We start from the raw sequence: 24,448 nt of genomic DNA, 5'->3' as shown, positions 1-24,448 counted from the left end.
GGTCAGTCATGCAAGATTGGACAAGCGTTCTTGCGGCGGTACGCGTAGGCGGATGGGTCGTCTATCCGTTGACGATACTGGCCATTCTGGCGGTCGCCATCGCCTTTGAGCGGGCCTATGTGTTTCTGCGCTTTGGCCAGATGCCTGGCACATTGCTTGATACGCACAAGATCACACACGAAATCGCAGCGCCCGGATCGGCACTTGACTGGGCCGCCAGGTTAAGGGACGCCTCCAGTCAGAACGCATTCAGACGCATGAGCGCACCGTGGACACCCGATCCCTCTGTGCCGCTGTGGCTGCGCGAAGCAAAGGCGCAATCGGTCGCCTCGCAAATCGAACGCGACATGAGCCGAGGTTTCTGGGTGCTGGAAACCATCGTGACGGCGGCGCCTCTGCTGGGTCTGCTGGGCACTATCGTCGGCATGATGCATTCGTTCCAGCTGTTCGGCGGCGATGGCCTCGTCGACCCGGGCGGTGTAACCGGCGGCGTGGCACAGTCGTTGGTGGCAACCGCGATCGGCCTGGTGGTCGCCTTGTTCGCGCTCTTTGCGTTCAACTATTTCTCCCGCCGGCTTGAGCGGCTCATGGATGAACTCGAGTCGTTTGCGAATGCGCGGCTCAGTGAAATCCGTCTTGCCGATACGTCCGCGGGAGCGCTGCCGTGAAGTTCAGGCGCTCGCGCGCGGCGAAGCGCGGTCGCATCGAAATCATTCCGATGATCGATGTGATGTTCTTTCTGCTGGCAACCTTCATGCTCGCATCGCTCGCAATGCAGCGGCTCGACGCCGTGAAGATCACGCTCCCGGCTGGCCGCGCACAGAAGATGGCGGCCCATGATCCGCTGACCATCTCGGTGGACAGCAGCAATGCGATATTTGTGAACCATCAGTCCGTTCCTCTCGATCAGATCGAACCGATGGTAAAGCGCCTGCTGCAGCCGGACGGCAATGTTGTCATCGCGGCTGACGACGCCGCGGGCCACGGCGTGGTCGTTCAGGCGATGCTGGCCGCGCGCCGTGCGGGCGCTGAGCGGTTTTTGATCGCCGTGCATCGTGAATAGGCGGATGCGCTTCGCGGGCGCTGTGGACGATTCTCCGAGGATACGGATCGCGCTAGCGGTGCTGGTCGCGCTAATCGTTTGGATCGTGTTCCTGTTTCAGTTGGGGCGCTGGTTGGGAACGACGACGGTACATGTAGCTGAAAAGCCACTTGAGATGCGGGTGGTGGAACTCGATCCTCCTCAGACTCCGGTTGCGACGCCTTCTGCGACTCCGGCTACGCAGCACACTCCGCTTGCACCGGTTAGATCACGACAGCCAGCCGATCCACGCACTCACGTCGCAACGCAATCGCACACGACGCCACCTGTGCCATCGAAACCGGATGCGCGATCGATAGAAAGCGTTGCGCCGGCTCAGTCAACGCCTGCGACGCAAGAACCGAAGGCGACAAACGAATCGCCCGCGCACGCCGCTCCACGTTCGGAAGACAGCGCAAACGCCACATCATCCAGCGATGCTGCAGCGCACTCCATCTCCCAACCGTTGCCGGAACTCCCTGACGATTTGCGCGAGCAGGCATATCAAACCGTCGCGACGGCCCGTTTCGCGATCCACGCCGATGGCTCAGTCGACGTCGAACTCATCAAGCCGACGGCCAGCCCGCGGCTCAACCAGATCCTTCTTGAAGCGCTCCGCAAATGGCGTTTCTTTCCTGCGATGCAGGCCGGACATCCAGTGGAAAGCCGGCAGGATATCCGTGTGCATTTCAATGTGGATTAGTGAGCGTTACCCAAACTGCCATCTGCATCAGGACATCAACAGCGATCGGGCGAACGTGTTTCCATAACGTCCGCTTCACCCCTTCGTCGCCCCAAACGTCAAGCCCGCCACAAAATGCTTCTGCATCGCGAAGAACATCGCGACCGAAGGCAACGCGGCAAGAATCGACCCCGCGGACACGAGATTCCACGCCGTCGTCCACTGCCCCTTCAACGCCGCGACACCGACGGTAATCGGCGCGGCGTCGTCACCTTGCGTCAGACACAGCGCCCAGAAATAATCGTTCCACACGAACGTGAACACAAGAATCGCCAGCGCCGCCAACGCCGGGCGGATCAATGGCAACACGATTTTGAAGAACACGGTCCATTCGTTCGCGCCTTCAATCCGCGCCGCCTCAACCAGTTCAAATGGCAACTGCTTGATGAAATTGCGCAGAAACAGCGCGCAGAATCCGGTCTGAAAAGAAACATGGAACAGAATCAGCGCGCTCACCGTATTGAACAGACCGAGTTGCAACGACAGATCCCGCACCGGAATCATCAACACCTGCACCGGGACAAAATTACCCGCAACGAACGTCGCGAACAGCGTCGAATTCCCACGAAACCGGTAGATGGCCAGCGCGAATCCCGCCATTGCCGCAAGCGCAATCGAGCCCACCACGGCCGGCAACGTAATCAGCACGCTGTTCCAGAAGTAATGCAGCATCGGCGAAGTCGTCAATGCCTCGCGATAGTTGTCGAACATCGCGAAGTGCTTCGGCCAGCCCCAATAGTTGCCCTCGCTCAGTTCCTCTGTCGAACGCACCGAGGTCACGAGAACCGCGATCATCGGCAGCAGCCAGATCAGCAGCGCGAGCGGCAACGTCAATTTGTACACACGGCGCGACGCCGGCTTCCATTTGTCGATCGGGATCGGAAACATGACCGGCTCCTTATTGCTCGGTGCGCAGCATGCGGCGCAGGTGATAAACGATGTACACCAGCATGATCGCGAACAGCACCACGGCCACGGCCGCGGAATAGCCGATGCGGTAGTACTTGATTGCCTGGTCGTACATGTAATACGCGAGCACCGTCGAACTCTCGAACGGTCCCCCGCCCGTCATCACCGAAATCAGATCGAAGCTGCGCAGCGCGCCGATCACCGTGACGACGATCGCCATAAACGTGGTCGGCCGCAATTGCGGCAGGATTATGTGCCACAGCATCGACCAGCCACGCGCGCCCTCCATTCGCGCAGCCTCGATCTGTTCGGCGTTCAGCGACGTCAGGCCAGTCAGATAAAGAATCATGCAGTACGCGGTTTGCGGCCACAGTGCGGCAAACACGATCCCGAGGGTGGCGTAATGCGCATCGCCGAGTACCGGCACGCCGTGCCCGAGCAGCATCGCGAGCAAGCCGAAGGTCGGATCGTAGAACCACGAGAAGATCAGGCCGACCACCACGCCCGATAAAACAAACGGCGCGAAAAATAGCGATTTGACGATGCGGATACCGACCACCGCCTGGTTCAGATAGAGCGCGACGGCGAGCCCCATCGGTGGCGCAAGCAGGAACAGCAGCAGCCAGATGAGGTTATTCTTCAGCGCCGTATAGAAGGTCGGCGTATGGAACAACTCGACATAGTTGGCGAGCCCAACGAACGACGGGTCGGTCATCCCATCCCAGTTGAAAAAGCTCAGGCGGATGGTCGAGATGATCGGCCATACGACGTAGATCGCCACCATCACGCAGGCCGGCGCGAGAAACAGAAAGGCGGCTCGCCGCTGCCGGCGCGCGGTTGGGGATGGCGGACGGCGGCGCGCCGCGCGAGACGGCCCGCCGCGCAATGCGCCGCCCGGAGCCGGTACGCCCGATGCCGGTACGCCAGGACTGCCAGATTCTGCAGAACCGCCGACAGTGTGACGGGTGACGGAGTGCGACACGATCATTCTCCTGTCGACCAGAGTTGGCGCTTCAGCGCTTACTCTGGTCCCATGCAAGATAATTGCGGATCCGATGCAACGCGTAGCGGCCCAATCTCGGGCCGCCACCGCTCACTTCTTGTAGATCCGCTTGCGCGTCTGCTCGAGTTGCGCGAGCACGTCGTCGAGCTTCGAGGGATCGGAGACGAATTGCTGCATCCCCTTCATGCCTTCATCGGCCATTTCCTTCGTCATGTCGCGATCATAGAACTGCGCAATGCCGCCCTTCGTATTCGCGAGAATCTGGAAGCCGATCTTCGAGATCGGATCCTCAGGCTCAGGCGACTTGCTGTTCGCCGACAGCGAGCCGAGCCCGGCTGCCAGCTTCGCGCCATTTTCCGGCGTCTGGACGAATGCGAGGAAAGCATGGGCATCCGCCTTGTTCTTCGCCTTCGACGGAATATGCAGCGATTCGACCGGGCCGTCTTCGGCTGTCGGCACGTTCGCGTCGATGATCGGGAACTGGAAGTAACCCATTTCCGGCTTGACGTTCGGCGGGAAACCTCCAGTGATGAAGGTGCCCATCAGCATCATCGCGGCCTTGCCCTGGAACAGAAACGGCTGCACGGCATCCAGATCGTAGGAAAGCGAATTGTCGATGAAATAGCCCGCGTCGATCAGTTGTTTCCACGTCGTGTAGACCTTCTTCACGCGCGGATCGGTGTACGCGATATCGCCCGCCATCAGTTTCTGGTGGAACGCGTTGCCGTTCAGGCGCAGGTCGAGATAGTCGAACCAGCCGGCCAGCGTCCACGAATCGCGGCCTGCCACTGCAATCGGCGTAATGCCTGCCGCTTTCAGCTTCTTGCAGTCGTCGAGAAACTGGTCCCACGTCTTCGGTTCGCCGGTAATGCCGACCTTCTGGAACAGATCCTTGCGATAGAACATGCCCCACGAGTAATACACCGTCGGCGCGGCGTACTGCTTACCTTGATACGACGACGCTTCCTTCGTCGACGCATACATGTCGTTCCAACCGTTCTTCGCCCAGTCGCCGCTCAGATCGTCGAACAGGCCGCGCTGCGCGTAATACGCCATGCGTTCGCCGTCATGCCAGTTGACGATATCGGGCGCGACGGTGGAGAGCCAACCGGGCAACTGGACCTTGTACGCTTCCTCATCGACGAACGACACCTTCACGTCGGTGCCAGGATGCGTTTTCTTGAAGTCGTCGATGATCGACTGCCAGACGGCGCGTTGACTCGCGCCCTTGAACGCGATGTTGACCGCAAGCGTGCCGGCCTGCGCCGTGCTGACCACGGATGTTCCTGCGGCCGCCGCGGCCACCGCTAGCGTTAGCGCCAGCAGAATCTTGCGAGGTTTCAGTGCCATGTTGCTGTCTCCTTTATCCCTTGATTTTGCGTCGTTGTCGTTACTGCATGGAATCTCTCGTTCAGTACTTCAGATCATGTGCCCGTTCGATAGACGGCTACACCACGCGGTGCAATCGTGCGTGAACCGACTACGAAAGCATCGTCGGCGACATGCCCAAGCGTGTGCGTCTGATCGCCGTAGTTGAATACGTAGGTCAACTCACCCCGGCGGCTAAACCGCACGCTGTCGCCGAACTGCATCGTGTCGACGCCCGCTTCCCCCGCGATTTGCGTGAACAGGCGGACGGTGAGCGCATCGTCGAACAGGCTCGCGAGATAATGAAACGCGCCGCTTTTCACGTAGGCAGGATGGCCGTCAGCGAAACGGGCTCGCACGTCGAGGCGAGCGTCCGTGGCATCGCTGTCGCCGTTGCCTTCGATGAAATCGCGCCAGTGGCGCGCAACGCCGTCCTCCACGGTCGCATCCTTGCCACCCACCAGCAGCACGGCTTCGGTCACATTCGGCCGCATCGATTCAACGCGCCACACACGCAGCGGCAGCACCGAAGCAAGCGTGCCCGGCGGCAGGTTCGCCGGAATCTGCACGTCCTGAGTCTTCGACCCTGTGCGCGGACCCATCACGACTTGCGCGCCCGAGCTTGCCAGCCGTGCCGCGAAATCGGCCGGCACGACCGGCAACGGTGGCACGACGATCAGACGATAGCCGTCGAGCGGCGCATCGACCGGCACGATATCGACATCCAGCCCGAGCGCGCGAAGCGCCGAGTAATACTCGAATGCAAAGCGCGGATAGTGAAAATCCGCACCCTGCGGATGAATCTCGAAGAGCCACTTCGCTTCGTAGTCGTAGACGAGCGCGACCTTCGAACGAATCGTGGCATTAGCGTCCGCGTTCGCGGCGAGCACCGCGTGAATCTCGTCGGCAACCTGCGCCGCTTCATTGCCGCCGACGTCGAGCCGGTTATCGGGCGTATTCAGGCCTGCATGCATCTGCTCCTGCGCAAACGGCGCCTGGCGCCAGCGGAAATACGACACGCAACCCGCGCCATGCGCGAACGCCTCCCAACTCCACAGGCGCACCATGCCGGGCAGCGGCGCAGGATTCCACTGCGCCCAGTTCACCGGGCCTGGCTGCTGCTCCATCACCCAGAACGGCAGTTTCGACATGCCGCGGTACACGTCATGATTGAACGACGCAAAGTCGGGATGCCCGCTGCGCAACCAGCGTGCCTTCACGTCCGGTGCAAACCACTGCTCTTCGAGTGCGCCAAGCGGATAGCTGTCCCATGCCGCGACATCGAGATCGGCCGCCACCTTGTAGTGATCGAACTCGGTAAAGAGTTGCATGAAGTTGTGCGCGACCGGCCGCCCCGGCGAATGCGCGCGGATGATCTCGACCTGCATGTGGTTGTAGCGCACCACTTCGTCGGAAGCGAAGCGCCGGTAATCGAGCCGGTGCGACGGATGCGCCTCGGTGATGGTCGCCACCGGCGCGTCGATCTCGTCGAAGCTGCGGTATTCCATGCTCCAGAACACCGTGCCCCACGCGCGATTCAGCGCATCGATGGTTTGATAGCGCGCCTTGAGCCACTCGCGAAAGCGCCCTACTGCCGCCGGCGAATAGCTGACCACTGTGTGATGGCAACCGAATTCGTTATCGGTCTGCCAGTACGCGACGGCCGAATGCTTGCCGTACCGCTCGGCGACCGCGGCGCAGATCCGCTCCGATGCGGCGAAATACGAAGGCGAAGAGAAATCGTAATGACGTCGTGAGCCGAAGGCGCGCGGACGTCCGTCCGCGCCGATCGGCAGAATGTCCGGATGACGGTCGATCAGCCACTTGGGCGGCGTCGCCGTCGGCGTGCACATAACGACTTGCAGACCTGCCGCGCCGAGTACGTCGATCGCGCGATCCAGCCAGCCCCAGTCATATTCGCCAGGTGTTGGCTCGATCCGGCTCCACGCAAATTCCGCAATTCGCACCTGCTCGATGCCGAGTGCTTTCATCCGGCGAGCGTCGTCTTCCCACATCGACTCCGGCCAGTGTTCCGGGTAGTAACAGACTCCAAGGCGCATCCGAATGTCCTCTATGCGTAGTGTTCGACGGATTCGAGCGAAGCGGCGGCAAAGCCGTCTTCGGTAAACAAATGGCAGGCACGACTGGGCACGCGCAAACTCGCGCGGTCGCCGGACACGAGGCGCGTGTCGCCCGGCGCCTTGGCGATCAGCGCAGCGCCGCCGGGTTGATCGAGGTGGACATAGCTGTGCTCGCCGAGTTGTTCGACGAGAGACACCGTGCGGGTTAATACGGCATCGTGTGCATTTTCAGAACCTGCTGCACCGATGAATTCGAGGTGCTCCGGGCGCACGCCGAGCGTGACGGATTGCGACGCCTTGAGCCCTTTGCCGCTGACGGGCACGCGCACGTTTTCATCCGTGTGATCGAGCGTGACGATCACGCCGTGCGGATCGATCGACGCCACCCGCCCCGGCAAAAAGTTCATGCGCGGCGAACCGATGAAACCGGCGACGAAGCGGCTCTTCGGACGGTGATACAACTCGAGCGGCGCGCCGATCTGCGCGATGCTGCCGTAGCGATCGGTATCCTTGCCCGCGTGCAGCAACACGATCTTGTCGGCAAGCGTCATCGCTTCGATCTGGTCGTGCGTGACGTACACCACGCTGGCTTTGGCGAACTGCTTATGCAGCCGTGCGATTTCGATGCGGGTCTGGCCGCGCAGTGTTGCGTCGAGATTGGAAAGGGGTTCGTCGAACAGAAACACGCCCGGCTCGCGCACGATGGCCCTGCCGATCGCCACGCGCTGCCGCTGACCGCCGGACAGCGCCTTCGGCCGGCGCTCAAGCAACGCCTCAAGTTGCAGGATGCGCGCGGCTTCCCGCACTTTGCGGTCGATTTCTTCTTTCGGGGTTTTAGCGAGCTTGAGGCCGAATGCCATGTTCTCGAACACGGTCATGTGCGGAAACAGCGCGTAGCTCTGGAACACCATCGCCACACCGCGCTGCGCCGCCGGCACGTCGTTGACGAGGCGGCCGGCGATCGACAGGTCGCCGTCGGTCACGTCTTCGAGGCCGGCGATCATTCGCAGCAAGGTGGACTTGCCGCAGCCGGATGGACCGAGAAACACGCAGAACTCGTTCTCGCCGATCTCCAGATCGACATCGCGAATCACCAGCGCACCGTCGCCATACGCCTTCTGCACGCCTCTCAACGAAATGCTCGCCATCGCATCGACTCCGTGATTTAATCGGCTCGACGTCGGAGATTAAGCGCTTAATCAGTAGGGCCAAAAAAAATCGACCGCATGCGATCGCCGGGCCTTACCTGTCTCCGATATCGTTTTATCTATGCGGCAAATGGTGCCGCGCCTTTGGCCGCGATGCAAATGTCGAACAGCCATCCCAAATATTGACAAGTCATGCCCACACTCAGCGAAGTTGCGCGTCACGCCGGCGTCACCCCTGCCACGGTATCGAACGTGCTGCGCAATCGTGGCCGGGTCGGCGCAACCACACGGCAACGCGTGCTGGATGCCGTCGACGCGCTCGGCTACCGTCCGCATCTCGCCGCCCGCGCGCTCGCCGAAGGGCGCGCGCCGACATTAGCCTTGATGGTGTCGAGCATTGCCAATCCGTTCTATCCGGAGTTCGCACTCGCTGTCGAACACGCGGCTCGCAGCAGCGGCCACTTCGTGATCATCTGCAATACGAACGAAGATCCGCTGACCGGTCGCGCCTATCTCGACCAGATCGCGGGGACGCTTTCCGAGGGCGTGCTCGTGACGAATGCAAACCTCGATTTCGCGGACCTTCATACGACCGAATCGCGCGGCACGCCCGTGGTGCTGTGCATGTGGGAACGACCCAATGAGCCGCCGGGGCTGCCCTGCGTAGCGGTCGATTTTCGTCTGGCCGGCGAACTGGCCGGCGCGAATCTGCTGGAACTCGGCCATCGGCGGATCGGCGCGATTGTCGGCAGCAAGGCCTCGGGCATTCACGCGGCCCGCTATGAGGGGTTTGTCGATGCGTTGCGTGCGGCCGGCGCGCCGAAAGGCCGGGTCAAGCATGCGCCCGATACGATACAAGGCGGCTACAGTGCGGCGCGCGCACTGCTGGAAGCCGATCCGAAACTCACTGCGATCTTCGCGACCAACGATCTGCCGGCGCTCGGCGCGATGCACGCCGCCGCCGATCTCGGTTTGAACGTGCCGGGCGATCTGTCCGTGATCGGCATTACCGATATTCAACTGGCACGCGAGTCGCGGCCCGCGCTGACAACGGTCGCCGTGCCGACCGTCGAAGTCGCCGGCCTCGCGGTATCGCTGTTGCGCGAGTTGATCGAATCGTCGTATGGGCAGGCAGGCCGCCCGCCCCCGGCCAGCGTGCCGATGCGAATTTCCTCGGCGCCGAAACTGGTGGTGCGCGCCTCGACTGGCGCGCCGCGCCCGAGGTGATGTGGCCGTAACAGCAGCGGGGACGTTACGTAGCGAACCCGGAGTGCGGCCGCCCCGCCTCCTTGACCACCGCCCCGGGCAACCGGCCGGGCCGCCACCCGCAAACGCCCGTATCAAGCGGTTCCGCGGCAGAAACGATCGTTTCAATCAGTCCATCCATGCAGTTGGCACGGTCCCTGCAATAAAGCAGGAAAAGGCCGAGCGCCGGCATAAGTCCCATGCCGCCCGCGCTCTCCCAACCGGCCAGGCCAAGGCCATAACAAGCATGGATACTCAAATGATTGCCGATCTTCTTCTGGACGCCGAGCTCGCCGAACTGCCCCCCCACGCAGACTCGACCTACGCGCAGCACCATCCTTTGCAAGTCGCGGTCTGCCTGCGCAAGCTGATGGCCGGGCAGGACTTCGTGACGGTGGAATTCAACGGCCGTCAGATCGTGACGCAAGTGCTCGATGTCGATTCGCGCAATGCGCGTTTTATCTTCGACGCGGGCAGTACGGAGTTGGACAATTACGCGCTTCCGGCTGCACGCAAGTTGATCTTCCGCAGTTTGCCGGGCGGCATTCGCACTGAGTTCATGACGCTTAACGCGAACACGATCATGTTCGAAGCCCGCCCGGCGTTCGAGGCGTCTTTCCCTTCGCTCCTGTACTACGTTCAACGCCGCGAATTCTTCCGCGTGCAAACGCCCGTGCTGGATCCGTACATCGCTAGCGGGCCGTATGTGGACGGCGAAGGCGGTTCGTTCCGGCTGGAACTGCAGGATCTTTCATTGGGCGGCGTGGCGTTGAAAACCGCCGATGAACGCTTCGGCTCGCTTGAAAGCGGCACCGTATTGCGCGACGTCACGCTGCAACTCGGCAGCTTCGGCACGCTTCGGCTCGATCTGGAAATCGTCGCGTCACGGCAATTGACCACGCCGAAGGGCGACCGGCGCTTTGTGATCGGCTGCAAGTTCGTGAAGACGCCGGGGCCCGCTGAGCGGACTTTGCAGCGTGTCGTCACCCAGCTGGAAACGAAGCGTCAGGCACTCGCGCCGCGCAGGTAAACGCCTTCATCAGGCACGCTCATCGCGATTCTTCCGTCATTGATCGGGTTTGCGGTCATTGCCAGGAGAATCGCCGCGCTCAGCCGCCACTTAAAGACGTCGCGACGGCCGCCCATGCCGTCGCCAAAGATCGCTTAAGACTTCAATTCGCTTACAAGCGAGCCAGGACTTTCCCGAAGTTCCGGCGCTCGATCCTGCATCGCATCATTCCCGCCAAGCCCCACCACGTATGCCTCGCCGCCTTATCGGGTGCCTCCGCACGCAAATTTCCTTTTCGATCGCTTTCTTGACGGGCGTCCACTCACCTGCTGTACTAAATCAACTCAAGTGATTTAAGCGTCCCACTTCGGACCGCCTCGAAATCGCTTCGGGTTCAAAACCCGATTGCAAACAGATGGCAAGCGCGCAGCGTTCGCGTGCGTCATCGCCCGCAGTTCACAACGTCGTTGCCAATAGTTGCCAATAACCGGAGGAGCGTCCCATGAATCTGAATTCCCGCAAGCACCCTGTCGCCAGGAAAATCGTGTCGATATGCGTCGCGGCATCGGCGGTGTGGTGTGCGAGCGCAAGCCAGGCCGCCGACCAGCCCGTCGTCGGCCTCATCACCAAGACGGACACCAATCCGTTCTTCGTGAAGATGAAACAGGGCGCCGAAGCGGCTGCCTCGAAAGACGGCGCCAAGCTGCTCACCGCCGCCGGCAAGTTCGACGGCGACAACGCGAGCCAGGTCACCGCCATTGAAAACATGATGACGGCCGGCGCGAAAGCGATTCTGATCACGCCGAGCGATACCAAGGCGATCGTGCCGAGCATCAAGAAAGCGCGCGCCGCCGGCGTGATGGTGGTCGCGCTCGACACGCCGACCGATCCGCAAGATGCCACGGACGCCCTCTTCGCCACCGACAACTTCAAGGCCGGCGTGCTGATCGGCAAGTACGCGAAAACCGCCATGAACGGCAAGCCCGCAAAGATCGCCACGCTCGACCTGGCACCCGGCGTATCGGTCGGCGTCCTGCGCCATAACGGCTTCCTGGAAGGCTTCGGCGTGAAGGAAGGCGATCCGTCGATCGTCTGCAGCCAGGACACCCGCGGCGATCAGTCGAAGGGTCAGACGGCGATGGAAAATTGCCTGCAGAAATCGCCCGATATCAACGTGGTCTACACGATCAATGAACCGGCGGCGGCGGGTGCATATCGCGCGCTCAAAGCGGCGGGCAAGGATAAGAGCGTGATGATCGTTTCCATCGACGGCGGCTGCGAAGGCGTACGCAATGTGAAGGCGGGCGCGATTGCCGCGACCTCGCAGCAGTATCCGTTGAAGATGGCCGCGCTCGGCGTGACGGCGGGCGTCGATTATGCGAAGACCGGTAAGAAGGTCTCGGGCTATCAGGACACGGGCGTGACGCTGATCACCGACAAGCCGATGTCCGGCGTCGACAGCAAGGATACGAAGTTCGGCCTCGATAACTGCTGGGGCAACAAGTAACACGCGTTGCGTGGCGGCCCACTCTGCTGGGCCGCCGTCGTATTCGCCACGTGGTCTACCCGCCACGCTCATGCATCAAGGACACCTATCATGTCGACCCCTTCCACGCCCGTGGGCCACTCGCGCCCATTCGCCGACCGCTTGCCTTCGCTCGCTGAAGTCGGACCCCTGATCGCCCTGCTGCTGGCCTGCGGCTTCTTCATTTCACAGAGCAGCCGGTTCCTGTCGTTCCAGAACCTCTCGTTGATTTTGCAGCAGACGATGGTGGTTGCCGTCATCGCCATCGGCCAGACGCTGATCGTGCTGACAGGCGGAATCGATCTGTCGTGCGGAATGGTGATGGCGTTCGGCTCGATCATCATGACCAAATTCGCGGTCACGCTCGGCGTGCCGCCCGTACTCGCGATTCTGTGCGGCGTCGCCGCGAGTACCCTGTTCGGCGCGCTCAATGGCGTGCTGATTACGCGCATCAAGTTGCCGGCCTTTATCGTCACGCTCGGTACGCTGAACATCGCGTTCGCGCTCACGCAGATCTATTCGAACGCGGAAAGCGTCTCGAATCTGCCGGACGCAATCATGTTTCTCGGCAACACGTTCAAGCTCGGCCCCGCCGATGTCACCTACGGCACGGTGCTCACACTGCTGATGTACGTGGCGACGTGGTTCGTCTTGCGCGACACGGTACCCGGCCGGCATCTGTATGCGCTCGGCAATAACCCCGAAGCCGCGCGCCTGATGGGCCTCTCGTCGCAGAAGATTTTGCTCACCGTGTATTCGCTGGCCGGCGCGATCTACGGTATCGCCGCGCTGTTGTCGGTGTCGCGCACCGGTGTGGGCGACCCGCAGGCAGGGCAAACCGAGAACCTCGACAGTATAACGGCCGTGGTGTTGGGCGGCACGAGTCTGTTCGGCGGGCGTGGTTCGATTACAGGAACATTGCTTGGCGCGCTGATTGTGGGCGTGTTTCGCAATGGCCTGACGCTGATTGGCGTCTCTTCGGTCTACCAGGTATTGATCACCGGCATGCTCGTGATTCTCGCGGTCGCCGCGGACAAACTTTCCCATCGTCGCGGTTGAACGCTCAAAGGAGCCTGTCATGTCGACACCTACTTCCGCCTCAGCCGTCATGCCTGTTTTGCAGGCACGCGGACTCGTCAAACGCTACGGCAACGTCACCGCGCTCGACGGCTGCGATTTCGAAGTGCTGCCCGGCGAAATTCTTGCTGTGATCGGCGATAACGGCGCGGGCAAGTCGTCGTTGGTCAAGGCGCTTTCGGGCGCCACCGTCCCCGATGAAGGCGAAATCCTGCTCGACGGCAAGCCGGTCAATTTCCGCAGCCCGCTCGATGCACGCGCCCAAGGCATCGAAACCGTGTACCAGGAACTCGCGGTGGCGCCCGCCATGAGCATCGCCGAAAACCTGTTTCTCGCCCGTGAACTCGTCAAACCAGGCTGGCGCGGCTCGATCTTCAAGATGATCGACAAGCGCCGCATGCTCGACGAAGCCACCGCGCACATGAAGGATCTGCAAATCGGCATCCGTTCGATGCGCCAGGCGGTCGAAACCTTATCAGGCGGCCAGCGACAAGGCGTGGCCGTCGCGCGCAGCGCCGCGTTCGCGCGGCATGTGGTGATTCTCGACGAACCCACGGCCGCGCTCGGCGTGAAGGAAGGCAACATGGTGCTGGAGCTGATCCGCCGCGTACGCGAGCGCGGCCTGCCGGTGATCCTGATCAGCCACAACATGCCGCACGTATTCGAAGTCGCGGACCGCATTCATATCCAGCGGCTCGGCCGACGCGCGGCAGTCGTCAACACCAAAGACATCCACATGTCGGAGGCCGTGGCGATCATGACGGGCGCGAAGGAAGCGGACGTCAAGGCGATTGCATGATGCTTGCATCCCGCTGAGGGGCACGCGACCATGGACACTACCGGCACCCGCTCGCCCCTTAAACGCACGGTCGGCTCCAATCAGGTCGGCATGCGGCAGTTCAACGAACGCATCGTCCTGCAGGCGATCCGTTTGCATGGGCCGCTGCCGAAAGCCGATGTTGGCCGCCTCACGCGCCTGTCGATGCAGACGGTGTCGATGATCGTCGACCGTCTGATCGACGACGGCCTGCTCGAGAAGCAGGCACGCGTGCGCGGCCGCATCGGTCAACCCTCCGTGCCGATCGCGTTGCGCGCCGATGGCGCGTACACCATCGGCATCAAGGTGGGGCGCCGCAGTCTCGACGTGCTGGCGATGGATTTCGCGGGCCACGTCGTGTGCCGCGACGTATTCGACTATGCCTATCCCGATCCACGTACGCTATTTCCCGCGCTCGAAAGCAAGCTGGCACGCGTGAATCAGACACTCGGCGCGAAAGCGAACAAAGTGGTTGGCGTGGGCGTGGCGGCGCCGTTGTGGCTCGGCGGCTGGCGCGACTTTCTGGGCGCGCCGCAGGAAGCCCTGGAAGCGTGGCACGAGATCGACTTGCGCGGCCGCATCGCGACGATGACAGGCTTGCCCGTCGAATTCGCCAAAGACACCACCGCTGCCTGCGCGGCCGAACTCGTGATGGGCCAGGGTCGCGGGATTCACAATTTTCTCTACCTGTTCGTCGGCACGTTTATCGGCGGCGGCCTGGTGATCGACGGACGTCTGCATGCCGGACCGCACGACAACGCGGGCGCAGTCGGCTCGATCCCGCTGAAAGACGGCAGTACGCGCAAACCCGCGCGGCAACTGTTGCACGCAGCATCCGGTTTTGTTCTGGAGCGGCTGCTAAGCGATGCGGGGACCCCGCCTGCCGCCGCGCATGACCATCGCGCGTTGTCGCCGGAACTGTGGCGGCTGACCGAGCAATGGCTCGACACCGCGTGCCCGGCGATCGCCAATGCGTTGACCAATGCCGCGGCCTTGCTCGACCTGGAAGCGGTAGTGATCGACGGCGAACTCGACCGGCAACTGGTCCGCGAAATCATCCGCCGAACCGAGCGCGTGCTAGACCGCTTTGAATGGGAAGGCATGGTGCGTCCGCAACTACTGGAAGGCACCATCGGCGCCGATGCGCGCGCAATGGGTGGGGCGATTCTGCCGTTGTACGCGCATTTCGCGCCCGTGCACGAGCTTTTTCTTAAGCCGGCGACAGACGCGGGATATTAGATGCTATGTGGGAGGGCAGTGGCAGTAAGCCCGACTGGAGTAAAACGGGAGTTGCACACTCGTTTTCTCCGAAGGAGCACGCAAATGGATACGCCTGACACAGCCCTCCCACATAGCATCTAGACGGTGCCGCCTATTGCGCGGAGACCTTCGTTATAGAAGCGGTTCTGGCAGGCGGATTTTGCAGCAACGGTTGCAACACCGGTGCGAGCGATTTCAGCAACTGCACCGAAAGCGCACTCGTGAACTCGTAGTGGGACGCATACGGTTCATGCACCCAGGCGGTCAGCGTGCCGTAGAAGCGGTCCCCCATCACAAACACGAAGGTTGCGCTGCGGTTCACCTTGCGCGACTCGATCAGGCGCGCGCCTTTGGCCCACACATTGAAGCGCTGGTCGCCGGTGCCGGTCTTGCCGTAAATCTCGAGTGTCTGACCATCGGGGAACGTCATGCCCTGCGCAAGACGTTTAGCTGTACCGCCTAATACCACGTCACGCAGCAGCATTCTGACCACCCCGGCAATCTCCGGTGACAACTGCTGCTGAGGCGCTACTGCCGCGCGCTGGAAATGCGTTTCGTACGGCGTGTTTTTCGCGAAATCGAGTTGCGTGAGGCTTTCCGTCGGCACCTTGTTGCCGTCGTTGGCAATCACGCCAATCAGTTGCGCGAGCGCAGCCGGCCGGTCGCCGGACGCGCCAATCGCCGCCGCATACGACGGCGTGAGCGTCGCAAACGGATAGCCGAGCGCCTGCCACGATTTGCCGATCGCATCGTATGCGCGCAGTTCGACCATCCGCTTGATGCGGCGATCCTGGGTGGCGTGGTAGCGAGTCTTGAAGAGCCACGAATAGGTCGACAGACGCACGTCACGGCTCGCGTTTTGCATCTGGTCGAGCGTCGCATCGGGATGGCTGCGCAGATAGTTGAGGGTCCACAGTTCCAGCGGATGCACGCTAGAAATGTAGCCGCGATCGTTCAGATTGAAGCGGTCGATCGCATATTTGTCGTACAGGTTCGCCAGATCTTCATCGTCCAGGATCGAGGCAGCCGGTGTGTTCTTCAACGCGGCTCGCATCTTCGCGTTGAACCACGCATTCGATTCATCAGGCGCGACACTGCGCAACACGGTCGCCACCTTGGGCGGCGATTTGCGCACGCCGAGCAGCAGCAGGGCTAGCTGCTGCTCAGACGTTTTGCCGTGGTACTTCGTATAGAAACGATTCATGTACACGCGGCTTTCCTGATCGGCGAAACGCGTGAGATACATCTTGCGGATCGCCGGATCGCCCAACCATTGCGACGACGGCCCGGTAGTTTGCACCATTTCGTAGTGGACGATATCGCGCATCAGCCGCACGAACACCAGATTCACCGAATGCTGGAATGCACGGTGTACCGTCAGAATGCGGCTGTTGTCGTCGGAATCGAAGTTGTTGAAGGTCTGCGCGCCGCCGCCCGTGTAGAACATTTCGCCCGGACTCGCCGAGTATTTGCGTTCCACGGCGGCATCGAGCATGGCTTGCAGCGAGCGGTCCGAGGTGTGCGTCAGATAGTCGAGCGCCCAGCGCGTGAGTTGATCGTTCGGATCGGGCTTCACGGCTTTCAATTCCGCTGTGCTCAGCGGGGCATAACGCGCATGCAGGTCGGAGACGATCTGCAAATACGTCACCACGGTACGCATTTTCGCGGTCGAACCGAGATTCAGACGCGCGCCGGAGTTGATGTCGAAGGGCTGGTTGACGCTATCGGTTTGCACCCGCACGAGATTTGCGCCGTCGCGCCGTTCGAACAGCGTGAAGCTATAGGCGATTCGCGACGGATCGTCGGCGGGTCGCAGCATTTCAAAGCCCACGATCCCGGCGGCTTTCGCGCCGTCGCGCGTTGCGGCGGCGGCGAGGCGTTCACTCACGGCCTGCTGCACGGCGTTGTTGAGCGTGCCTGTCGCCTGCAGGTCGAGCCGGTCGAGTTCATAGAAACTCGGAATGCCGAGCGCGGCCAACAAATGCGAGCGCATCGAGGTCACCGCCTTGCGCGACACGAACGAGTCAGCGTTCTGCGTAGGGTTCGGCGCATGACGCAAATCCACTTGCGCGGACAGCGCGGCATCGCGCAGCGCAACCGTGATGACGCCACCGTTCGCCAGCAAGCGTAAATAACTATCCGTCAGACGTTCGAGTTCGGCATAGCCGTGATGCAGAAAATACGACGGCGCACGCTGCGCGATCATCAGCGAAAGTACCTGGCGAAACGCGACGCCCTGCTCGGCAAGATTCTCTTCTGTCGACGGCGCTTTGAGAATGCGGTTGACGTCGCTGAAATCGCGACCATACCAGGCGGCCAGACCGTCGCCAATCCCGTTGATTTCGCCGATGCCCGGCTGCGCGGCAAGCGGCACGGAGTTGAGATAGTGGACGACGATCTGCTGGCGCGCGGGCATGGTCTGCGGACCATTCAGATAAGCGCGCACCGAGGCCGATGCGATTTGCCGCAATTTCTCCGGCGGCGTTGCCGTGCGCCCGCCCGCCGAGTGACGGAACTTCTCGATCTGCGTAGCGAGTGTGCTGCCGCCAGGCGTCGACTGATGCTTGTTGAACACGCGCGCGCCCTGGTCGACTAACGCGCGGCTAAAGCGCCCCCAGTCGATTGCCGGATTACGGTTTGGCTGATCCGGATCGAGCAGATAGCGGTCTTCGATAAACAGCAGCGAATTGGCGACTAGCGGCGGGATCGAATCGAAGCTGTCATAAACGCGGCCCGGATACTGTGCACCAAAGAGCGGCGTACCGGTTCCGTCGAAGAGTTGCAGCCCTGCCTGATCTTTTTCCGCGTAGGGAATAAATAGACCATCATCGGCGAGCGACAGCATTCGTTCGGAATCGCGCGCCTGTGCGCTGATTTCAAACCCGCGCTGAAGCAATCGCTGCTGGAAAGAAGGCAGCAACGCGTAGCCGAAGCGCGTGTCGTAGGGGCCTTTGTCGGCCTGAGGAAATCGGATCGAATGACTTGGACCATCGTCAACGGCAAAACCCACGTCGCGCGTGAGTTCGGAGAGGTAGCGCGCCTGCAGTCGAGATGTTCCGATCTCGATCTGGATAAAGCGGGCCGCCAGAGCCAGCGCGAGCAGAAATGCCGCTGCCAGCCCCCATTTGAGCCACTTCCTGACGGGCGCCGTGCCTGTCGCGCGAAGTGGTAACCGAACCAGTGGCCGATTCATGACTGCTCTCCCCGAGCGTGCGCCCTGCTCTTGATTCTGGCGCACCTTCAATCAAGTGTAGCTCGGAACATGAGGGTGCAATCGGTTCGGATTTACCCGAGAGTGTCGCCGCCGCAACACCCCATCGCAAGGCATGGCGGAGTGCCGGTTGGCGTGAGATATTGAGCGTCTTTCGGGCGTCGAAAAAGCGCTGTTTCAGGCGGTTTTTTGCTTCCGCGCCCCCTGCTTCTCCCACTGCGCGCCCTGCTGCCTTTCCTTTCCTCCGCGCAATAACCCGATGAATTGCTCAGCGGCCGGCGACAGCACGCCGCCCTTGCGCGTCACAATGCCGAAAGTTTGCGAAGGCGATTTCAGTTTGACCGGCACGAAGCGCAACATTTTCTGCTTCACGAACAACGTTGCAATCGCGATCGGTAAGAGTGTCACAAGGTCGGCACTGCGCTGCAGTAACGCAACTGTCACGAACGTGGAGGCAGTCGAGATCGGGTTGTCTGGCATCTCGAGTCCAGCCAGATCCATCTCCCGCTCAAGCAACGCGTGCAACGGCATATGTGACGGATACATGACCCAGCGGTGGCCAGCCAGATCACGCAGCTTAACTTCCTTCCTGGGCAATGGCGGATGGCCAAAACCCACCACCACGGATAAGGGCTCGTCTGCCAGCGGCTGATAGTGATATTTCGACGGATCGGCGGCGACCGCCGCACGGCCGATCACCAGATCGAGCCGGCCTTCGTCGAGTTGCAGCAACATGCGCGCGCTCGTGTCTTCCATCACTTCGATCGACAAACCCGGCTGCCCCGCATGCAGATCATTCAGCGCCGGCACCACGCACTCGGGAATCGCGCCCATGATCGCCCCGATCGCCAGACGCCCGCCGCGCCCCGAGCGTATCTCAGCCACGTCCCCGCACAACGCGGCAAGGTCCGTTGCGAGGAGCCGCGCGTAGCGGATCACGCAGTGGCCGAGCTGGTTCGGAATCATGCCGCTCTTCGAGCGCTCGAAGAGCGGCGCCTCGAACATCGACTCCAACTCCTGTAGCGCCTTGCTGGCGGCCGATTGCGTCATCGACATCGCACCGGCTGCCTTGTGCAGCGACGTGTGGTCGTCGAGCGCGATCAGCAATTGCAGTTGCTTCATGCGCAGTCTCGACAGCAGGACGTTCAGGGTGTCTTTCATGGCGTGCCGTGGACCCACGGGGTGAGTCGTAAAAGCGATCACAAGATGGAAACTATTCAATATACCCGCCACGCACGCCGCCGTATAGTGAGCGACGGAGACATTCAAACAGCCACGCCTCATCACTTCATCAACCCAACCCCGCACCCCACCCCGGCACCTCAACTCGGCACCTCAACTCGGCACAACGCACATCACCATGACCTCTACCGACAACCCTGCTCCATTGCGCGGCGTGTTCCCCGTCGCGCCGACCATCTTCGACGACGCCGGCCGGCTCGACCTGGAAGGCCAGAAACGCTGCATCGATTTCATGATCGACGCGGGTTCCAACGGCCTGTGTATTCTGGCGAACTTCTCCGAGCAATTCGCGCTGTCCGACGAGGAACGCAACACGCTCATGCACGTCGTGCTCGAACATGTCGCCGGCCGTGTGCCGGTGATCGTCACGACCACGCACTTCAGTTCGCACCTGTGCGCCGAGCGCAGCCGCAGCGCGCAGGCCGCGGGCGCCGCAATGGTGATGATCATGCCGCCGTATCACGGCGCGACGATCCGCATCGGCGAGCGCGGCATCTATGAGTTCTATCGCACGGTATCCGATGCAATCGGGATTCCGATCATGATCCAGGACGCGCCGGTCAGCGGTACGGCCTTGTCCGCGCCGTTTCTCGCGCGCATGGCGCGTGAGCTGCAAAACGTGTCCTACTTCAAGATCGAAGTGCCTCAGGCGGCGAACAAGGTGCGCGAGCTGATCGAATTGGGCGGCGACGCCGTGGTGGGTCCATGGGATGGCGAAGAAGCGATCACGTTGATGGCCGATCTCGATGCGGGCGCAACCGGTTCGATGACCGGCGGCGGTTACCCGGACGGCATCCGGTTAATCGTCGATGCCTACGCGGCCGGCGACACCGATGCAGCCGCCGCCCACTATCAGGCGTGGCTGCCGCTCATCAACTACGAAAACCGCCAGGGCGGCCTCGCGTCGTGCAAGGCGTTGATGAAAGAAGGCGGTGTGATTCGATCTGACGCAGTGCGCCATCCGTTACCGCCCATGCATCCGGCCACGCGCGCCGGATTGCTGAAAGTCGCGCGGAAACTCGATCCGCTGGTGTTGCGATGGGGTGTTGAGTAACATAGGCCCGCAAGCCCACCACACCATTTTCCATGACCGCCGATCCTCGAGAACTGACGCCGGAAACCCTCGCCGAGTTGCTCGAACGCGTGGCCAAACAGGACGCCGCGGCACTGCGCGAGCTATATGTTCTCGCCGCCCCGAAACTGTTTGGTCTCGCGCTCCGTATATTGAGCAGGCACGAGTGGGCCGAAGAGGTCTTGCAGGATAGCTTCGTCAATATCTGGCGCTTCGCCGGCGACTATCGCCGGGCACTATCCGCCCCGATGACGTGGATGTCGGAAATCGTCAGAAACCGTGCTCTCGATCACCTGCGGCGGGTGGACACGCAGGAAACAGAATGGAGCGATGCGTTGGACGATCTCGTGGCAAGCGGCGATCCGGATCCCGAAGCATTGACCGCGGTCAGCCTGCAGGCGCGTCTGCTGGCCGGCTGCATGCAGCAACTGGAACCGGCGCAGCGTCAGGCGGTTGCCCTCGCCTACCTGCGCGATCAAAGCCATAGCGAGATTGCCGAAATGCTGACGGTGCCGCTCGGCACCATCAAATCCTGGATCCGGCGCGGCCTTGCCAAGCTGAAAGCCTGCCTGGGAGGCGAGTGATGAATCTCCATCGCTATCCTCAGCTGGTCGATATGCTGGCCGCCGAGTATGTGCTCGGCACACTGCGCGGTGGCGCGCGGCGCCGCTTCCAACGGTACGCGGACCATGATCCGGCGATCCGTCAGGCTATCGAAGAATGGCAGCGGCGCATCTCGCCCCTGGCCGAACTCGCGGAACCGCGCATGCCGCCGGCCGCCGTGTGGGACGCGATCGAGCGGCGCCTCGGCCTGAGCTCGGTACGCGAGGTGGCACGTGAGGCAGCACGGCCGCGCTCCGTGGTCGAAACACCCGCGCGTCCATCCGGCAACATCTTCGAGAACCTCGCGTTCTGGCGAGGCTGGGCGATCGGCGTGACGGGGTTCGCCGCGGTCGCCGTGGTGGTCGCCGTACGCTCGCTGCTGCCTTCCGGTGCGACACCTGCCTCGGCGCCTACCGTCGCGCAACAGCCGGAAACGGCCGTTTCGCATGTCGCGGTGCTCAATGACAAGGAAACGCATCCGGTGATGCTGGTCGTGTGGGACGAAGCTCACGCCACCATGACGCTGCATCCGCTCGGCAGGGTCGACTTGCCGGCCGGCCGCGCGATGGAGCTATGGGGTATTCCGGCCAATGGCCATCCGGTGTCGCTTGGCATGCTGCCGGATAGCGCCAGCGGCAAGGTCACGGCCGGTCAGCAGAAACCGGAAAACTACGACGCGCTGGCGGTCTCGATCGAGGCGCCGGGCGGCTCGCCCGATCACAATGTGCCTACCGGTCCGGTGGTGTTCAGTGGCAAGCTGCTGCCGGTATCCTGAGTGACCTTTACCGCTAACCCTATGCAAAGCTTTTACGAAGCCACCGTCGACCGCTGGTCCGGGCACTCATCCGGGCACTCGTCCAATTACGCGCCGCTAACCGGCCGGCGCAGCGTCAACGTCTGCATCATGGGCGGCGGCCTCGCGGGTTTGTCCACGGCGTTGGGACTCGCCGAGCGGGGCGTCGCCGACATCGCCGTGCTCGAAGCCGAGCAGGTGGGCTTCGGCGCCTCCGGCCGCAACGGCGGCTTCGTGTTCGGCGGCTACAGCCTCGATTGCGCGGATCTGCTGAAAACCCTTGGGCCGGTTCGGGCGCGCGAACTCTACACGTTGACCACCGACGCCGTCGATCTGATGAGGAAACGTATCCAGCGCTACCGCATCGATTGCGACGTGACCGATGCCGGCGTGATCCTCGCCAACTGGTTCGACGAACCGGCACGGCTCGACAAACAGCGGCGTTTGATGCGGGATTCGTTCGGCGTCGAGTGGGAACCCGTGGCGGCCGCGGAGCTCGCGTCACAACTCAAGACGAGCCGTTATCACGGCGGCCTGTTCGAGCGCAACGCGTTCCACTTTCATCCGCTGAAATATGTGCTCGGCGTCGCCGGCGCTGCGGCCAACGCAGGCGTGCAGATTCACGAGAAGTCGCCCGTGGTGCGCCTGGAGCGCAGCGGCGCCCGGCGCGGCGGCGCCCGTCCCAACGATGCCCAGCATGAAGGCGCCGGTTTCGTGGTGCATACGCCGCACGGCGCGCTTGAAGCCCGCCATGTGGTGATGGCCGGCGGCGGCTATGCGCGCAGCGTCTACGCACCGGTCGAACGCGCGGTCCTGCCGATCGCCACCTACGTGATGGCAACTGAACCGCTCGGCGCACGCCTGAAAGAGGCGATGGACACGCGCGCCGCCGTCTACGACACCCGTTTCGCTTTCGACTACTATCGCCCGCTCCCCGACACGCGCATCCTGTGGGGCGGCCGCATTTCCGTGCGCGACCGTGCCCCCGATATCATCGCGCGGCTTCTACGGCGTGACCTGCTGAAGGTCTACCCGCAACTGCACGACGTGAGCATCGAGTACGCCTGGGGCGGCCTGATGAGCTACGCGCGGCACAAGATGCCGCAAATCGGCCGCAGCACGGACGGCGTCTGGTACGCGACCGGCTTCGGCGGCCACGGCATGGCGCCGACCACCGTCTCCGGCGAATTGCTGGCGGCGGCCATCTCCGGCGAACGGCCGGTACCCGACACGTTCGCGACCTTCGGTCTGACGCCCGCCTATGGCGCGCTCGGTCTCGCAGCCGCTCAACTCACCTACACCGCCATGCAGACGCGCGACGCACTCGCCGCCCGGCGCCCCTCGCCCAGGCCGACGCCGTGACTCGATTGAGTCCGCGACTCAATACGCGGCCGCTTATGCCAGAGACCCGATCCAGAGGCCGATTTCGCCATGCTAGAATGCGCCGTCACTGCCGCTCGAATACACAATGAAAAAGGGAAGTAAGGCCGCCGAGCCTGATACCACCGGCATCGCGTCCAGCGTCCCGCGCCCCGACGCCCGACGCAAGTACGATCCTGAACAGACGAAGCGCAACATCCTCGAAGTCGCGACCCAGGAGTTCTCGGCGATGGGGCTGACTGGCGCGCGCGTCGACGCGATCGCGGAACGCACGAACACCACCAAGCGCATGCTGTACTACTACTTCGGCAGTAAAGAAGGGTTGTACCAGGCCGTGCTGGAAAAAGTGTACGGCGACATTCGCGCGCTCGAACAGGATCTGCACATCAGCGAACTCGATCCGGTCGAGGGCATGCGCGCGCTAGTCGAATTCACGTTCGACTATCACGACCGCCAGCGCGACTTCGTCCGCCTCGTGACGATCGAGAACATTCACGGCGCGAAGTACGTCGAGCAGGTGAAGAGCTTCAAAGGCCGTAACGTCACCGTCATTCATACGATCGAAGACCTGCTCTCACGCGGCATCGCGGCGGGACTGTTCCGCAGCGACGTCGATGCGATCGACCTGCACCTGATGATCAGCTCGCTGTGCTTTCACCGCGTGGGCAATCGCCATACCTTCGGTACGGCGTTCGGCCGCGATCCGTCGCACCCGCGCCTGCGTGCGCGTCATCGCGCCATGATCGTCGACGCCGTGCTGCGTTTCGTGCGCAAGGAAGACTGAAGCAAGCAAGGCACAAACAGAAAAGCGGGACCAGGGCTTAGCAGGATGCGGAAATACCTCGCACTGAAGTCATCGCAGGAGATAGCAAAAGCGTTGAT

Annotated in this window: 21 protein-coding genes; 14 read left to right on the top strand and 7 right to left on the bottom strand. The window is 62.2% G+C overall.

Annotated features, from left to right (window positions below; translation table 11 throughout):
- The first annotated feature begins 8 nt into the window (after positions 1–8).
- The 3 genes from B0G76_RS22795 to B0G76_RS43955 all read left to right on the top strand — a co-directional run bounded on the left by B0G76_RS22795 (position 9) and on the right by B0G76_RS43955 (position 1,784).
- Positions 9–668 (top strand): MotA/TolQ/ExbB proton channel family protein, encoded by a 660-nt coding sequence (locus tag B0G76_RS22795; RefSeq protein ID WP_120294549.1) that lies wholly within the window; start codon positions 9–11, stop codon positions 666–668.
- The gene (locus B0G76_RS22790; RefSeq protein WP_120294548.1) at positions 665–1,063 is read left to right on the top strand and encodes a biopolymer transporter ExbD; all 399 of its coding nucleotides are present in this window, start codon (positions 665–667) and stop codon (positions 1,061–1,063) included. Before B0G76_RS22795 ends, B0G76_RS22790 begins: the two co-directional genes overlap by 4 nt.
- Positions 1,064–1,370: 307 nt before the next feature.
- Positions 1,371–1,784, top strand: coding sequence for an energy transducer TonB (locus tag B0G76_RS43955; protein ID WP_259460678.1), 414 nt, complete (start codon positions 1,371–1,373; stop codon positions 1,782–1,784).
- A gap of 75 nt (positions 1,785–1,859) precedes the next feature.
- Here the strand turns inward: B0G76_RS43955 and B0G76_RS22780 are convergent, their stop codons facing one another.
- The 5 genes from B0G76_RS22780 to B0G76_RS22760 all read right to left on the bottom strand — a co-directional run bounded on the left by B0G76_RS22780 (position 1,860) and on the right by B0G76_RS22760 (position 8,332).
- Positions 1,860–2,711 carry a carbohydrate ABC transporter permease gene (locus B0G76_RS22780; RefSeq protein ID WP_120294546.1) on the bottom strand — a complete coding sequence of 284 codons (852 nt, stop codon included), beginning with the start codon at positions 2,709–2,711 and terminating at the stop codon, positions 1,860–1,862.
- 10 nt (positions 2,712–2,721) lie between these two features.
- Entirely contained in the window at positions 2,722–3,720 is a 999-nt protein-coding gene (locus tag B0G76_RS22775) for a carbohydrate ABC transporter permease (RefSeq protein WP_120294545.1), read from the bottom strand.
- A 105-nt stretch (positions 3,721–3,825) separates the two neighbouring features.
- The gene (locus tag B0G76_RS22770; protein WP_120294544.1) at positions 3,826–5,085 is read right to left on the bottom strand and encodes an ABC transporter substrate-binding protein; all 1,260 of its coding nucleotides are present in this window, start codon (positions 5,083–5,085) and stop codon (positions 3,826–3,828) included.
- Positions 5,086–5,159: 74 nt separating this feature from the next.
- A complete protein-coding gene (locus tag B0G76_RS22765) occupies positions 5,160–7,163 on the bottom strand; it encodes a beta-galactosidase (RefSeq protein ID WP_120294543.1) in 2,004 nt (667 codons plus the stop codon).
- Positions 7,164–7,174: 11 nt separating this feature from the next.
- Positions 7,175–8,332, bottom strand: coding sequence for an ABC transporter ATP-binding protein (locus tag B0G76_RS22760; RefSeq protein ID WP_120294542.1), 1,158 nt, complete (start codon positions 8,330–8,332; stop codon positions 7,175–7,177).
- Positions 8,333–8,524: 192 nt separating this feature from the next.
- Between B0G76_RS22760 and B0G76_RS22755 the strand changes: the two genes are divergently transcribed.
- The 6 genes from B0G76_RS22755 to B0G76_RS22725 all read left to right on the top strand — a co-directional run bounded on the left by B0G76_RS22755 (position 8,525) and on the right by B0G76_RS22725 (position 15,244).
- The gene (locus B0G76_RS22755; protein WP_120294541.1) at positions 8,525–9,559 is read left to right on the top strand and encodes a LacI family DNA-binding transcriptional regulator; all 1,035 of its coding nucleotides are present in this window, start codon (positions 8,525–8,527) and stop codon (positions 9,557–9,559) included.
- A gap of 277 nt (positions 9,560–9,836) precedes the next feature.
- Complete coding sequence (locus B0G76_RS22745; RefSeq protein WP_120294539.1) at positions 9,837–10,607, top strand: flagellar brake protein; 771 nt, start codon at positions 9,837–9,839, stop codon at positions 10,605–10,607.
- Positions 10,608–11,088: 481 nt separating this feature from the next.
- Positions 11,089–12,093 (top strand): sugar ABC transporter substrate-binding protein, encoded by a 1,005-nt coding sequence (locus tag B0G76_RS22740; RefSeq protein ID WP_120294538.1) that lies wholly within the window; start codon positions 11,089–11,091, stop codon positions 12,091–12,093.
- Between the two features lie 90 nt (positions 12,094–12,183).
- Positions 12,184–13,170, top strand: coding sequence for an ABC transporter permease (locus B0G76_RS22735; protein WP_120294537.1), 987 nt, complete (start codon positions 12,184–12,186; stop codon positions 13,168–13,170).
- Positions 13,171–13,189: 19 nt separating this feature from the next.
- On the top strand, positions 13,190–13,987 hold the full coding sequence (locus tag B0G76_RS22730) for an ATP-binding cassette domain-containing protein (RefSeq protein ID WP_120294536.1): 798 nt from the start codon (positions 13,190–13,192) through the stop codon (positions 13,985–13,987).
- 30 nt (positions 13,988–14,017) lie between these two features.
- Entirely contained in the window at positions 14,018–15,244 is a 1,227-nt protein-coding gene (locus tag B0G76_RS22725; protein ID WP_120294535.1) for an ROK family transcriptional regulator, read from the top strand.
- 133 nt (positions 15,245–15,377) lie between these two features.
- Here B0G76_RS22725 and B0G76_RS22720 read toward each other — a convergent pair whose 3' ends face one another.
- Both B0G76_RS22720 and B0G76_RS22715 read right to left on the bottom strand, forming a co-directional pair.
- The gene (locus B0G76_RS22720; RefSeq protein WP_120294534.1) at positions 15,378–18,458 is read right to left on the bottom strand and encodes a transglycosylase domain-containing protein; all 3,081 of its coding nucleotides are present in this window, start codon (positions 18,456–18,458) and stop codon (positions 15,378–15,380) included.
- A 195-nt stretch (positions 18,459–18,653) separates the two neighbouring features.
- Positions 18,654–19,637: a LysR family transcriptional regulator gene (locus B0G76_RS22715; protein WP_120294533.1), complete on the bottom strand. Its 984-nt coding sequence runs from the start codon at positions 19,635–19,637 to the stop codon at positions 18,654–18,656.
- A 199-nt stretch (positions 19,638–19,836) separates the two neighbouring features.
- Between B0G76_RS22715 and B0G76_RS22710 the strand changes: the two genes are divergently transcribed.
- The 5 genes from B0G76_RS22710 to B0G76_RS22690 all read left to right on the top strand — a co-directional run bounded on the left by B0G76_RS22710 (position 19,837) and on the right by B0G76_RS22690 (position 24,350).
- Positions 19,837–20,772, top strand: a complete 936-nt coding sequence (locus B0G76_RS22710; protein ID WP_120294532.1) for a dihydrodipicolinate synthase family protein — start codon at positions 19,837–19,839, stop codon at positions 20,770–20,772.
- Positions 20,773–20,804: 32 nt separating this feature from the next.
- Entirely contained in the window at positions 20,805–21,374 is a 570-nt protein-coding gene (locus tag B0G76_RS22705; RefSeq protein ID WP_120294531.1) for an RNA polymerase sigma factor, read from the top strand.
- Positions 21,374–22,168 carry an anti-sigma factor domain-containing protein gene (locus B0G76_RS22700; RefSeq protein ID WP_120294530.1) on the top strand — a complete coding sequence of 265 codons (795 nt, stop codon included), beginning with the start codon at positions 21,374–21,376 and terminating at the stop codon, positions 22,166–22,168. The genes B0G76_RS22705 and B0G76_RS22700 overlap by 1 nt, the downstream gene beginning before the upstream one ends.
- Positions 22,169–22,189: 21 nt before the next feature.
- Positions 22,190–23,548: an FAD-binding oxidoreductase gene (locus tag B0G76_RS22695; protein WP_120294529.1), complete on the top strand. Its 1,359-nt coding sequence runs from the start codon at positions 22,190–22,192 to the stop codon at positions 23,546–23,548.
- Positions 23,549–23,654: 106 nt separating this feature from the next.
- Positions 23,655–24,350: a TetR family transcriptional regulator gene (locus B0G76_RS22690; protein WP_120294528.1), complete on the top strand. Its 696-nt coding sequence runs from the start codon at positions 23,655–23,657 to the stop codon at positions 24,348–24,350.
- Positions 24,351–24,448: the final 98 nt, after the last annotated feature.

It is taken from the genome of Paraburkholderia sp. BL23I1N1 (assembly GCF_003610295.1).
Taxonomy (GTDB): domain Bacteria; phylum Pseudomonadota; class Gammaproteobacteria; order Burkholderiales; family Burkholderiaceae; genus Paraburkholderia.
This window is presented reverse-complemented; position numbering and strand designations above follow the sequence as displayed.

Excerpts from the sequence above, each read along its gene's own strand:
- B0G76_RS22795 (WP_120294549.1), top strand. The coding sequence starts at position 9 with ATGCAAGATTGGACAAGCGTTCTTGCGGCGGTACGCGTAGGCGGATGG.
- B0G76_RS22780 (WP_120294546.1), bottom strand. The coding sequence starts at position 2,711 with ATGTTTCCGATCCCGATCGACAAATGGAAGCCGGCGTCGCGCCGTGTG.
- B0G76_RS22775 (WP_120294545.1), bottom strand. The coding sequence starts at position 3,720 with ATGATCGTGTCGCACTCCGTCACCCGTCACACTGTCGGCGGTTCTGCA.
- B0G76_RS22770 (WP_120294544.1), bottom strand. The coding sequence starts at position 5,085 with ATGGCACTGAAACCTCGCAAGATTCTGCTGGCGCTAACGCTAGCGGTG.
- B0G76_RS22765 (WP_120294543.1), bottom strand. The coding sequence starts at position 7,163 with ATGCGCCTTGGAGTCTGTTACTACCCGGAACACTGGCCGGAGTCGATG.
- B0G76_RS22760 (WP_120294542.1), bottom strand. The coding sequence starts at position 8,332 with ATGGCGAGCATTTCGTTGAGAGGCGTGCAGAAGGCGTATGGCGACGGT.
- B0G76_RS22755 (WP_120294541.1), top strand. The coding sequence starts at position 8,525 with ATGCCCACACTCAGCGAAGTTGCGCGTCACGCCGGCGTCACCCCTGCC.
- B0G76_RS22745 (WP_120294539.1), top strand. The coding sequence starts at position 9,837 with ATGATTGCCGATCTTCTTCTGGACGCCGAGCTCGCCGAACTGCCCCCC.
- B0G76_RS22740 (WP_120294538.1), top strand. The coding sequence starts at position 11,089 with ATGAATCTGAATTCCCGCAAGCACCCTGTCGCCAGGAAAATCGTGTCG.
- B0G76_RS22735 (WP_120294537.1), top strand. The coding sequence starts at position 12,184 with ATGTCGACCCCTTCCACGCCCGTGGGCCACTCGCGCCCATTCGCCGAC.
- B0G76_RS22730 (WP_120294536.1), top strand. The coding sequence starts at position 13,190 with ATGTCGACACCTACTTCCGCCTCAGCCGTCATGCCTGTTTTGCAGGCA.
- B0G76_RS22725 (WP_120294535.1), top strand. The coding sequence starts at position 14,018 with ATGGACACTACCGGCACCCGCTCGCCCCTTAAACGCACGGTCGGCTCC.
- B0G76_RS22720 (WP_120294534.1), bottom strand. The coding sequence starts at position 18,458 with ATGAATCGGCCACTGGTTCGGTTACCACTTCGCGCGACAGGCACGGCG.
- B0G76_RS22715 (WP_120294533.1), bottom strand. The coding sequence starts at position 19,637 with ATGAAAGACACCCTGAACGTCCTGCTGTCGAGACTGCGCATGAAGCAA.
- B0G76_RS22710 (WP_120294532.1), top strand. The coding sequence starts at position 19,837 with ATGACCTCTACCGACAACCCTGCTCCATTGCGCGGCGTGTTCCCCGTC.
- B0G76_RS22705 (WP_120294531.1), top strand. The coding sequence starts at position 20,805 with ATGACCGCCGATCCTCGAGAACTGACGCCGGAAACCCTCGCCGAGTTG.
- B0G76_RS22700 (WP_120294530.1), top strand. The coding sequence starts at position 21,374 with ATGAATCTCCATCGCTATCCTCAGCTGGTCGATATGCTGGCCGCCGAG.
- B0G76_RS22695 (WP_120294529.1), top strand. The coding sequence starts at position 22,190 with ATGCAAAGCTTTTACGAAGCCACCGTCGACCGCTGGTCCGGGCACTCA.
- B0G76_RS22690 (WP_120294528.1), top strand. The coding sequence starts at position 23,655 with ATGAAAAAGGGAAGTAAGGCCGCCGAGCCTGATACCACCGGCATCGCG.